Raw genomic sequence first — 11,220 nt, 5'->3', positions numbered from 1 at the left:
AGCGACCTGATGACGCGGGAGCTTATGGAAGGTGACGAAAATGCGACAGGGGGCGGGCCGCGCTACATACGTATGCACATACGTATTCACATTGGCTTCAACCGTCCCTAGGGTCGTTCTCCGTCAGGCTGATGCCGAATTGCAACGGTGAGTTAATGGGGTCCAAGCGTCCCACAAGTTTCGATATCGCAGCGCTGGCGGGGGTGTCCCAGCCAACCGTCAGCCGCGCCCTGTCGGGCAGCCCCGCGGTTTCGGAGGAGACCCGCCAGAAGGTCATCGCCGCCGCCACGCAGCTCAACTATACGGTCGACAAGAATGCGAGCGGGCTGCGCAAGCGCTCGTCCAACACGCTCGCGCTCCTCTTCTTCGAGGACCCGACGCCCGACAACAGCCTCATCAACCCTTTCTACCTCTCGATGCTGGGCAGCCTCGCGCGCGCCGCCTCGGACAAGGGCTATGACCTCCTCATCAGCTTCCAGCAGCTGTCGGAGGACTGGCACGTCGATTATGAGGACAGCCACAAGGCCGACGGCATCCTGCTCCTCGGCTATGGCGATTATCTGAAGGCGCGCCCGCGGCTCGAGCAGCTCGTCAGCCAGGGCACGCACTTTGTCCGCTGGGGAGCCGCCAAGGCGGGGCAGATCGGCACCACCGTGGGCTCGGACAACGACCAGGGCGGCTATCTCGTCGGCCGGCACCTCCTCGCGCGCGCGAGAAAGAAGGTCGCCTTTCTCGGACAGTCGGACGAGAGTGCGCCCGAATTCCTCGAGCGCTATCTCGGCCTTGCCCGCGCGCTTGGCGAGGCGGGCCACGAGATCGTCGCCAGCCATGATGCCAATGCCACCGTCGAGGCGGGCGAGCAGGCAGCGACCAATTTGTTGCGCAGCGGCGTCGAATTCGACGCCATCTTCGCTGCCGCCGACCCCATTGCCATCGGCGCGATGAACGCGCTCAAGGCGGCCGGCAAGTCGATCCCCGAGGACGTCTCGCTGGTCGGCTTCGACGACAGCCCCGGCGCCGCCCTCACCTCGCCGCCGCTCACCAGCGTGTCGCAAAATGTGCGCCGAGCGGGCGAGACGCTGATCGCGACCCTCCTCAAGAAGATCGCCAACGAGGCGCCCGACAGCGTCCTCCTCCCCGTCGACCTCAAGGTCCGCGGCTCGAGCTAGGCGAGGCGCCCGCCGGCACTTCTGCATACGAATACAGCGCGGCGGCGATTGTCACGCCACGGCCATCCTGCCAGTCTCCCCCGATCCTGGGGAGGATTATCAATGAACGAACATGCGACGATGGCGCAGAAACCGCGCCAAAACTGGCTCGGGCTGGCCAATATCAGCTTCGGCTTCTTCGGCATCCAGATCGGCTTCGCGCTGCAGAATGCGAACATGAGCCGCATCTTCCAGACGCTGGGCAGCTCGCTCGACGATTTGCCCGCTTTGTGGGTCGCCGCCCCGCTCACCGGCCTCCTCGTCCAGCCGGTCATCGGCTACATGTCCGACCGCACCTGGCTCGGCCGCTTCGGACGCCGCCGTCCCTATTTCGTCGCAGGCGCCTTCCTTGCCGCACTGTCGCTCTTCCTCATGCCGCTGGCGCCCGTCCTGTTGATGGCCGCCGTGCTGCTCTGGGTGCTGGATGCCAGCCTCAACATCTCGATGGAGCCGTTCCGCGCCTTCGTCGGCGACATGCTCCGGAAGGACCAGCATACCGCGGGCTATGCCGTGCAGACCGCCTTCATCGGCGCGGGCGCGGTGGTCGGCTCGCTCTTCCCCTCGATGATGGACGCCATGGGCGTGTCCAATGTCGCCGCCGACGGCGGCATCCCCGACACGGTGAAATACAGCTTCTGGTTCGGCGGCGCGGCGCTGTTCGTGGCGGTCATGTGGACCGTGCTGACGACCAAGGAATATAGCCCCGACGAGATGGCCGCCTTCGATGGTCATGACGAGGCCGCGGACGATGCGGCGACCATCCGCCTGCTCGCCGAACGCAAGCAGGGCAGCGCGCTCGGCTGGGTCGGCGCGGGCGCGCTGGTCGCGCTGGTCACCGCGGGCTTCGGGCTCGAAAAGGAAGTCTATCTCCTCGCCGCGTTGCTAGCGGGCTACGGGCTCGCCTCGATGCTCGCCATCGGCATGGCCAGGAAGGGCGACCGCCCCGGAATGCTGAGCCAGATCGTCGGCGACTTCTCCGGCATGCCGAGCCTCATGAAGAAACTCGCTTTGGCACAATTCTTCTCGTGGTCGGCGCTCTTCATCATGTGGATCTACACCACCCCCGTGGTCGCCCAGCGCTATTACGGCACCACCGACAGCAGCTCGGCCGCCTTCCAGGACGCGGGCAATTTCGTCGGCGAACTGTTCGCGGTCTACAATGGCGTGGCAGCGGTCGCGGCGCTGCTCCTGTTGCCCTTCCTGTCGAAGCGCCTCGGCAAGGTGAAGACCCACATGGTCGGCCTCCTGTGCGGTGCGGCGGGCTATCTGTCCTTCCTCGTCCTGCCGGATGCCGAGATGCTCTATCTCTCCGAGATCGGTGTCGGCATCGCCTGGGCCTCGATCCTCGCCATGCCCTACGCCATCCTCGCCAGCGCGCTGCCGCAGGCAAAGCTCGGCATCTACATGGGGCTGTTCAACGTCTTCATCGTCGTGCCGCAGCTCATTGTCGCCACCCTCATGGGCAGTGTTCTGAAAGCCTTCTTCCCGACCCAACCCATCTGGACGATGCTGTTTGCGGGCGGCGTGATGGCGCTGGCGGCGCTTTCGATGCTGCGGATTTCGGAGGCCGAGGCGAACGGCGACGCGGCCTGAGGCCTCAGCCGCCGACCCAGCGCTGCATGTAGCCGTACCAGGCGACATAGGGCCGCCCCTGCGCATCGCGCGCGGGGTTGAAGCGGACCTTCTGCTCGACGAGCTGGCAGGTCATGGCGTCGATCTCGGGATCGCCGATCGAGCGGTTGACCTTGCAGTCGGTGGCGCGCCCGTCGGTCTGCACCCGCACCGCGACCAGCACCGCGCCGCCGCGCGGCCAGCGGCGGCGGAGTTCGCGCGGATAGTCGCGCTGCGTCAGCGTGGTGCGCGGAATGACGCTGGGGCGCGTGCCGCCACCACCGCCCAATCCGTCGCCCTGCCCGCCCGAGCCGGTACCGTCGCCGACCCCGCCCGCGCCCGAACCGCCCTCGTCGCGGTCGGAGGCACCCTGCGTGGCGTCGTCACCCTCGCCCGCCTTGGGCGAGGCGACGACCGGCGGGGGGACCGGAATGGGGGGCGTGACCTCTGGGCGCTCGATCTCGGTCGCCTTGCTCTCGACCTGCTTGGCCGAGGCCTCGCCTTCCTCGCGCGGGGTCGCCTGCTTGGGTTCGGGAATATCCTCGATGATCGGCGGCGGCGGCTCGAGCTCGATATCATAGGTGGTGAGGTCGGGCTGCTCCTCGACCAGCACCTCGATCCCGCCGGCGGTCAGCAGCGCGGCGATGGCGAGCGCATGCACCCCCACCACCACGCCAACGGTCCCCGCCCGGCCCTTCCAGCTCTTTTCTTCCGCGTACATCAGGGAGCCAACGTCATTTCGGGCGGTGGGTTCATCGTTCGAGCCGTTCGATGAATGCTGCGAGCACCGCATCGGCGGCTTCCTCGGCGCTCATCGCGGTCGTGTCGATGCGCAGTTCGGGGGCTTCGGGCGGTTCGTAGGGACTGTCGATGCCCGTGAAATTGGCGATCTTGCCCGCGCGCGCCTTGGCATAGAGCCCCTTCTCATCGCGCTGTTCGGCGACCTCGAGCGGGGTATCGACGAAAATCTCGACGAACAGGGCATCGCCGACCATGTCGCGGACCATCTGCCGCTCGGCGCGGAAGGGGCTGATGAAGGCGGTGAGCACGATCAGCCCCGCCTCGGCCATGAGCTTGGCGACCTCGCCGATGCGGCGGATATTCTCGATGCGGTCGGCCTGCGTGAAGCCGAGGTCCTTGTTGAGGCCGTGGCGCACATTGTCGCCGTCGAGGAGGAAGCTGTGCCGCCCGCGCGCCGCCAGCTTCTTGTCGACGAGATTGGCGATGGTCGACTTGCCCGCCCCCGACAGGCCGGTGAACCACAGGATCGCGGGGCGCTGGGCCATCAGCCCCGCGCGCCGCTCCGGCGTCACGTCCAATGCCTGGTGGTGGATATTCGCGGCGCGGCGCAGCGCGAAATTGAGCATCCCCGCCCCGACCGTGCGATTGGTGAGCTTGTCGATCAGGATGAAGCCGCCCATCGCGCGATTGGCGCGCCCGCCTTCGGGATCGTCATAAGGCTCGAAGGCGATGTCGCGGTCGGTGGCGATCTCGGCCACGCCGATGTCGTTGAGCTCAAGTGTCTTGGCGGCAAGCTGCGCCAGCGTGTCCATGTCGACGCGATATTTGGGCGGCTGGATCGTCGCCGAGACGGTCTGCGTACCGAGCTTGAGCCAATAGGCGCGTCCCGGCAGCAGCTTCTCCTCGTCCATCCAGACGATCCGCGCCTCGAACTGGTCGGCGGCCTGTGGCGGGTCGCCCGCGGCAGCAATCACATCGCCGCGCGAACAGTCGACCTCGTCCTCGAGCGTCAGGGTCACCGACTGCCCCGCGACGGCATGGGCGAGGTCGCCGTCCATCGTGACGATGCGCGCGATGCGGCTGGTCCGGCCCGAGGGCAGCACCCGCACCGCATCGCCCGGCGCGATTGTCCCCGCTGCGACCTGTCCCGCAAAGCCTCGGAAGTCCTGGCTCGGGCGGTTGACCCATTGCACCGGCATGCGGAACGGCTTGGCCATCTTCTCCGCGCTTGCCACCGGCACCGTCTCGAGATGCTCGATCAGGCTCGGCCCCTCATACCAAGGGGTGTTGGCGCGATCGCGCGCGGCGATGTTGGTGCCTTCGGTGCCCGACACGGGGATGGCGGCGACATCCTCGATCCCGATCTCGCGCGCAAAGGCGGCGAAGTCGTCGGCGATCTTTCCAAACAGCGCGTGGTCGTAGCCGACAAGATCCATCTTGTTCACGGCGAGGACAAAGTGGCGGATGCCGACGAGGCGCGCAAGATAGGCGTGGCGGCGGGTCTGGCGCAGCACGCCCTTGCGCGCATCGACCAGCAGCACGGCAAGGTCGGCGGTCGAGGCGCCGGTGACCATGTTGCGCGTATATTGCTCGTGGCCCGGCGTATCGGCGACGATGAACTTGCGCCTGTCGGTCGAGAAATAGCGATAGGCGACGTCGATGGTGATGCCCTGCTCGCGCTCGGCGGCGAGGCCGTCGACGAGGAGCGCGAAGTCCACCGCATCGCCGCGCGTGCCCTGCACCTTCGAATCCGCCTCGAGGCTGGCCAGCTGGTCCTCGAACAGCTGGCGGCTGTCGTGGAGCAGGCGCCCTATCAGCGTCGACTTGCCGTCGTCCACGCTACCGCAGGTGATGAAGCGCAAGAGCTGCTTGTCGCGCTGGCGGGCGAGGAAAGCGCCGAGGTCGCGCTCGATCAGCGCGCGGTCGCTGTCGCCGGGACGGGCCATCAGAAATAGCCCTCCTGCTTCTTCTTCTCCATCGCGGCGCCGCCGCCATCGCGGTCGATGAGGCGCCCCTGCCGTTCGCTGGTCGCGCTCAGCAGCATTTCCTGCACGACCTTTTCGAGCGTGTCGGCCTCGCTCTCGATGGCGCCCGAAAGCGGGTAGCAGCCAAGCGTGCGGAAGCGGACCGAGCGCATCGCGGGCGCCTCCCCCTCGGCCAGCCGGAAGCGATCGTCATCGACCATGAGCAGCAGCCCGTCGCGCTCCACCACCGGCCGCGGCCTTGCGAGGTAGAGCGGCACGACGTCGATCTTCTCGGCGAGGATATATTGCCAGATGTCGAGCTCGGTCCAGTTGGACAGGGGGAAGATGCGCATCGTCTCGCCGGGTGCACGGCGGACATTGTAAAGGTTCCACAGTTCGGGCCGCTGGCGCTTGGGGTCCCAGCGATGGCTCGCGGTGCGGAAGGAGAAGATGCGCTCCTTGGCGCGGCTCTTCTCCTCGTCGCGGCGCGCGCCGCCAAAGGCCGCATCGAAGCCATGGGCATCGAGTGCCTGCTTCAGCCCCTCGGTCTTCCACAGGTCGGTGTGGAGCGGGCCGTGGTCGAACGGGTTGATGCCGCGCGCCTCGGCCTCGGGGTTGCGGTGGACGATGAGCTCGATCCCGACCTCACCCGCCACGCGCTCGCGCATCGCGTACATGTCGGCAAACTTCCAGTTCGTGTCGACATGGAGGAGGGGAAAGGGAAGCGGGCCCGGGAAGAACGCCTTCCGCGCAAGGTGCAGCATCACCGCGCTGTCCTTGCCGATCGAATAGAGCATGACCGGCCGTTCGGTCTCGGCAACCGTCTCGCGCAGGATGTGGATGCTCTCGGCTTCGAGCCGCTCGAGGTGGGTCAGGGCCTGCATGATGGCCGATACGCGAGGGTCATGCCGAAGGCCTAGCCCGAGCGCCCTGCCCTCACAAGGGCGAGGGAGAAGGCGCGAAGGCAAAAGGCCGGCGCGATCTCTTGATCGCACCGGCCCTTCGCTTGTGGTCGGGTTGCGGCCCTAGCCGCGCTCGGGTTCGGGCATCGGCGGGGGCGGCGGCGGCGGCGGCGGCGGCGGCGGGCACTGCTCGGTCGCGAGGATCACCGTGCCGTCGGGGCAGGTGATGGTCGCGGGCGCGGGCGGCGGCACCGGGCGTTCGGCCGGACGCGGCGGCGGGGGCGGCGGCAGCGCCTGCTGGCGGCCACCGATCGGCAGGCGCAGTCGCAGCATGCCGGCGTGGCTTTCCCGCGCGCCGTTGAAGACCGCCTGGTAGCCGGCCTTGACGTCGAGGTCGCCCAGCCAGCCGCCAACCGACAGGCCGATAAGCGCGCTGTCACGCTCCTCGAGGCTCGAGAAGACGATGTCGTCAGTGGCGGCGAGGTCGAGGCGCTGGTCCCCGAACATGTGGCGCCAGGCGAGGTCGATCTCGGTATAGACACCGCCGATCTCCGACCCGAACTTGCCGCCCACCGTGCTGTAGGTGCGGCCCGCATCATCGCCGAGGAAGGTGACGACCTCGCCGGCATCGCCGGTTTCGGTCAGCCCGTCGAACGAGACGCTGCTGTGGTCGATGTTGACGTAGGGCGTCGCCTTGGCGCCTTCGTGGAAGGCCCAGTGGTAGCCCATATGCGCACCGAGGGTCCACTGGTTGAGGCTCGTGTCGCCGATCGCCACGCCGCGGTCGGCGTCGAGGTCGTAGAAGCCATAGCTGCCGAGCAGCTTGCCGTAGAAACCGGTGCCGGTGTCATGGCCGACATAGGCGCCGAGCGCGAAGCCGTCGCTCGACAGTTCGTCGGTGACGTCGCGGCTGAACTCGGTTTCCTGCACATTGTAGGACAAAGCCAGACCCGCGAAGGCACCCTCGCCGATGGCGAACTGGGCGCCGACCATGCCGGTCCAATTGTCCATCGCATAGTCGGGCGCGATGTCATCGCCGTCCTGTCCGGCTGCCTGCCACTGGCCGGCGCCGAAGATGGTGACATCGCCGCGCTCTTCGCAGAGCAGCGGGATCTCGCATTCCGACATGTCGGTGAGCAGGTCGTTGTAATGGATGCCGTTGGCGAGCCGCGACTGGGCGTGGCTGGCATAAGCGGCGCCGTCCGCACCGACCACTTGCGCGGCGGCCTGCGAGGGCAATGCGACGGCAAGCACTGCCGCCGAGGTTGCGCAGAACAGCTGCGCGCTTCTGGTCTTCATGCTGGGTCCCCCTTGCTGGCGCGCCCCGCCCATGATGCGAAGCGCGATGACGAACTCGGCGCAGCCTCGGGGGACTCGCCCCGCTCCCGCACCAGAATCTTGCGCTACATTAACCTCGTAAACGGGTTAAATCCAGCGTTTCCGCGATCCCGTCGCGCGCGAGCGGCAAAGCGTTGCGCCCAGGCTTCACTTCGACGGGGTCGCGTTCCGGCTGGGAGAAGGGTTTGGCGGAAAAGCGGGGGTTTCTAGCATAGAAGGGCTACGGGAGGAGGCGGTGCCCCTCCCGTAAGCGGATGTTCGCAGCGGTCCAGTATCACATGCCCCCGCCCCAAAACGGGACATTCCAGCGAAGCGCGCCCTTGCCCTGCGCAATGGCCGCGCGGGCGCGCGACCTGCCGCCCCTATCGCGCACCACGAGCGCCGGCTTGCGGGCACGAAAAAGGGGCCGGTCTCTCGACCGACCCCTCTATCGGGCTTTTCAGCCTCCCGGGCCTTAGCCGCGCTCGGGTTCGGGCGGCGGCGGCGGCGGCGGGGGCGGCGGCGGCGGCGGCGGGCACTGCTCGGTCGCCAGGATCACCGTGCCGTCCGGGCAGGTCACCGTCTCGGGCGGAGGCGGCGGCGGCGGGGGCGGCGGGGGCGGCGGGGGCGGCGGCGGAGGCGCAGCCTGGCCGAAGTTGTAGATCAGGCTCGCGAGGACGCTGTGCGTCTGCACATTGTCGACCATCGTACCCGAGATGAAGGCAGCATCGGTGCCCTGCGCGATCGCATCCGAGAAGTCGAGTTCTTCGGTGCGGAAGTAGCGATACTTCAGGCCGGCATCGAGATTGTCGCTGAGCGCGAAGCGCACACCGGCAATCGCCTGGTAGGCAATGCCACCATCGCTGACGTTGTAGACGTCGGCTTCGGCGTAACCGATACCACCACCGGCATAGAGCGCGGCGCCGCCGACATCCCAGTCGACGAGGGCGTTGAGCATCAGCGACCAGACGCTGAGATCGTCGTCGAACGGATCTTCGTCATCGTCGAAGCTGAAGCTGTCGGGACCGAGGGTCGCCGAGCCCGCTTCGCCGGCGCGAAGGTTGTAGCGGTTGAAGAAGTTGGTGTCTTCGATCGTGTCGTAGCCGGCCGACTTGTAGGCAAATTCGCCTTCGAGGCGGAACAAGCCGAAGTCGTAACCCCCGATGAGATCGAGATCGTAACCAACGTCATAGGACGAGTTGAATTCGTTCGGACCGGCGCGGAACACGTCGTCGTCATAGAAATCGGCGACCATCGTACCGTTCAGGTCACCCGGGAACAGGACGCCCCCTTCGACGCCGACATAGCCATAGCTCTCGTCCTGCGCCATCGCCGGCGCAGCGAGAGCCGTGGCGGCTACCGTTGCCATTATCAGCTTCTTCATGAAATACTCCCTCATTGAAACTTTGTTGGAAAACCGCCGCGGACGGCAGTCGTTCCCAACAAATTCTTTTCGCCCATGACTGTTGCATCACTGCCACAATCTGGAGGGAACCCCCGTTCTGGACGTCTCAAGACTATGCGCTAATGTTACTAACTTCAATTAGTTCCATAGCTTCGTTACGGCTCTATATCATTTAAGGGGCGATTAAACCCGCCAGCCCAAGGGGTTAGCGGCGGGACAAATTTTCGCGAAAGGCCGATTTTTACCGGAGATTCCCCGAAATCCGGCGGCCGGCCGAGCCTGGCGGGGCGCCTCACCGACGCTCCTCCCGTCGTTTTCCTAGGTGATCGCCGTCCCGAGCCGGTCGTGCAGCCATGCGACCGCGGCCTCGAAACTGTCGACCGCCTCGAGCCCCAGACGGTCGAGCCCGCCCCCATATCCCCAGGTGACGAAAAGGAAGTCGATGCCGGCATTGCGCGCGAGGTCGCGGTCGCTGGCGCTGTCGCCGACGAGGATGGCGCGCGCGGCATCGCCCCCCGTGGCGGCGAGCGTTGCATCGGCATGGGCGCGGTGGGGCTTGCAGGCGGGCGCGCGGTCGCCGCCTACCACGGCGACAAAATGGCGACCGATGCCGGTATCCTCGAGGAGCCGTTCGGCGAGATGCTGCGGCTTGGCGGTACAGATGCTGAGGCGCAGTTCCGGCACCGCGGCAAGCTGCCCGAGCCCTTTGGCAACGCCCGGATAGAGCGCCGACACGGGCGTCTCGAGCGCGGTATAGCGGGCGCGGAACTCGATGACGTCGTCCTCGACCTCGCGCGCCGCGGGGCCGAGCAAGGGCGGCACCAGTTCGGGCGCAGGTCGCCCGACCAGCGCCTCGCACAGGGCGCGGGGCAGCGCGGGGTCGTGGCCGCGGTCGGCGCGCATCGCGGCGATCACCGCCTCGCACTGGCCCGCGCTGTCGACCAGCGTGCCGTCGAGATCGAACAGGATATCGAACATCACGCGCCGCGCGCTCCGCGATGGTCACTGTCGAGAAAACGGGAGCCGACATCCTTCCACGGCTGCTTCAGGAAACGGCGGTAGCGATCGCGCAACCCCCACATCCAGTCGACGCGGCGCGGCGCGATCACAGGGCTACTGAGGGGATCGAACCCCGTCCACGGCAGGAAGGGATTGCGGCGCGAATAGGCCCACAGCTCGATGCGATGGACCGCGGGCCCGCTGGGACCGCGCGCATGGAAGCCCAGCGTGTCGGCCACGACCAGCGTGTTGGCGGGAACCGCAAGCTCGCGCGCCTCGGGCAGTCCCATCGCGCGGCGCCCCGCCTCGTCGAGCCGGAAGGAGCCGCGGCGGCTCAGCCGGTCGCCTTCCTCGAGAAGGTCGAGCGCGCGCTGTTCTTCCCAGTCGAGCCGCGCCTCGTCGACCCGGTGCGATCCCGGCACATAGGTGAAGGCCCCCTCCCCCTCGCGCACCTCGCCGAGGAATAGCCACGCTTTCATCGAACTGTGGAAGGTGTCGGCATGGAGCGCGGTCTGCGGATCGGGCTTGCCGTCGGGCTTCTTGAGGATCGCCTGTATATAATAGAGTGGCTCGCTGTCGAAGGCGGCGACATAGCGGGTCAGCCCGCGCATCAGGTCGCCCGACAGGAAGCGCGCCAGTTCGGGCACCGCCTCGAGCATCGCGCCATTGACCGCGCAGCGCCGTGTGATCGTGTCGCCCTGCACCATCTCGCGCATTGGCCAGGCGCGCGACAACAGTCTGTCGCGCATGGCTTCGAAGTCCCCGGGCGGCATCGCCTCCTCGACCTTGACGAAACCGTCGCGCGCGAAGGCGTCGCGATGCTCGGCGCTGATCCTGTCGGCAAGGCGCGCGCGTCGCGCGGCGACCATCCGCGCCGCCGTCTTCACGCGCCAGCGATGGAGGCCCTTGCGGTTGAGCGCCGGCGAGGCGACCGCCGATGCTCCCTCGAAGCCCTTCGCGCCGGTCAGGATGGCGGGCAGCGTGGCGATCCGGGTCGCGGTACGGCGCAAGGCCTTCAACATCACTTTCAGTCCTCGATCACCACGGATTGCTCCCATAGGCTTTAGGCAATA

9 protein-coding genes are annotated in these 11,220 nt (G+C 67.2%); 2 read left to right on the top strand and 7 right to left on the bottom strand.

The genetic code is table 11. From position 1 onward, the window contains the following. The first annotated feature begins 203 nt into the window (after positions 1 to 203). Together NUW81_RS10030 and NUW81_RS10025 are read left to right on the top strand one after the other, a co-directional pair. Positions 204 to 1,169 (top strand): LacI family DNA-binding transcriptional regulator, encoded by a 966-nt coding sequence (locus NUW81_RS10030; RefSeq protein ID WP_312025029.1) that lies wholly within the window; start codon positions 204 to 206, stop codon positions 1,167 to 1,169. 102 nt (positions 1,170 to 1,271) lie between these two features. Then, positions 1,272 to 2,801: an MFS transporter gene (locus tag NUW81_RS10025; protein WP_245112878.1), complete on the top strand. Its 1,530-nt coding sequence runs from the start codon at positions 1,272 to 1,274 to the stop codon at positions 2,799 to 2,801. A gap of 4 nt (positions 2,802 to 2,805) precedes the next feature. Here NUW81_RS10025 and NUW81_RS10020 read toward each other — a convergent pair whose 3' ends face one another. From NUW81_RS10020 to NUW81_RS09980, 7 genes are all read right to left on the bottom strand, one after another. Next, entirely contained in the window at positions 2,806 to 3,540 is a 735-nt protein-coding gene (locus NUW81_RS10020) for a TonB family protein (protein ID WP_245112876.1), read from the bottom strand. 31 nt (positions 3,541 to 3,571) lie between these two features. After that, a complete protein-coding gene (gene cysN / locus NUW81_RS10015) occupies positions 3,572 to 5,506 on the bottom strand; it encodes a sulfate adenylyltransferase subunit CysN (RefSeq protein WP_245112873.1) in 1,935 nt (644 codons plus the stop codon). After that, positions 5,506 to 6,408, bottom strand: a complete 903-nt coding sequence (cysD, locus tag NUW81_RS10010; protein WP_245112871.1) for a sulfate adenylyltransferase subunit CysD — start codon at positions 6,406 to 6,408, stop codon at positions 5,506 to 5,508. The genes cysN and cysD overlap by 1 nt, the downstream gene beginning before the upstream one ends. Before the next feature lie 141 nt (positions 6,409 to 6,549). After that, positions 6,550 to 7,725 (bottom strand): autotransporter outer membrane beta-barrel domain-containing protein, encoded by a 1,176-nt coding sequence (locus NUW81_RS12035; protein ID WP_280638887.1) that lies wholly within the window; start codon positions 7,723 to 7,725, stop codon positions 6,550 to 6,552. 493 nt (positions 7,726 to 8,218) lie between these two features. Continuing rightward, entirely contained in the window at positions 8,219 to 9,127 is a 909-nt protein-coding gene (locus NUW81_RS09990; protein WP_280638886.1) for an outer membrane protein, read from the bottom strand. Between the two features lie 339 nt (positions 9,128 to 9,466). Then, positions 9,467 to 10,126: an HAD family hydrolase gene (locus tag NUW81_RS09985; protein ID WP_245112868.1), complete on the bottom strand. Its 660-nt coding sequence runs from the start codon at positions 10,124 to 10,126 to the stop codon at positions 9,467 to 9,469. Beyond that, on the bottom strand, positions 10,126 to 11,169 hold the full coding sequence (locus NUW81_RS09980) for a phytanoyl-CoA dioxygenase family protein (protein ID WP_245112866.1): 1,044 nt from the start codon (positions 11,167 to 11,169) through the stop codon (positions 10,126 to 10,128). The genes NUW81_RS09985 and NUW81_RS09980 overlap by 1 nt, the downstream gene beginning before the upstream one ends. Positions 11,170 to 11,220 lie beyond the last annotated feature (51 nt).

The sequence above is a fragment of the Sphingomicrobium aestuariivivum genome (assembly GCF_024721585.1).
Taxonomy (GTDB): Bacteria; Pseudomonadota; Alphaproteobacteria; order Sphingomonadales; family Sphingomonadaceae; genus Sphingomicrobium; species Sphingomicrobium aestuariivivum.
The sequence above is the reverse complement of the archived record's forward strand: the minus strand, read 5'-3'. Positions and strand labels throughout refer to the sequence as shown.

Bases quoted from the DNA above. Each gene is read 5' to 3' on its own strand.
- NUW81_RS10025 (WP_245112878.1), top strand. From the start codon at position 1,272: ATGAACGAACATGCGACGATGGCGCAGAAACCGCGCCAAAACTGGCTC.
- NUW81_RS10020 (WP_245112876.1), bottom strand. From the start codon at position 3,540: ATGTACGCGGAAGAAAAGAGCTGGAAGGGCCGGGCGGGGACCGTTGGC.
- cysN (WP_245112873.1), bottom strand. From the start codon at position 5,506: ATGGCCCGTCCCGGCGACAGCGACCGCGCGCTGATCGAGCGCGACCTC.
- cysD (WP_245112871.1), bottom strand. From the start codon at position 6,408: ATGCAGGCCCTGACCCACCTCGAGCGGCTCGAAGCCGAGAGCATCCAC.
- NUW81_RS12035 (WP_280638887.1), bottom strand. From the start codon at position 7,725: ATGAAGACCAGAAGCGCGCAGCTGTTCTGCGCAACCTCGGCGGCAGTG.
- NUW81_RS09990 (WP_280638886.1), bottom strand. From the start codon at position 9,127: ATGAAGAAGCTGATAATGGCAACGGTAGCCGCCACGGCTCTCGCTGCG.
- NUW81_RS09985 (WP_245112868.1), bottom strand. From the start codon at position 10,126: ATGTTCGATATCCTGTTCGATCTCGACGGCACGCTGGTCGACAGCGCG.
- NUW81_RS09980 (WP_245112866.1), bottom strand. From the start codon at position 11,169: ATGTTGAAGGCCTTGCGCCGTACCGCGACCCGGATCGCCACGCTGCCC.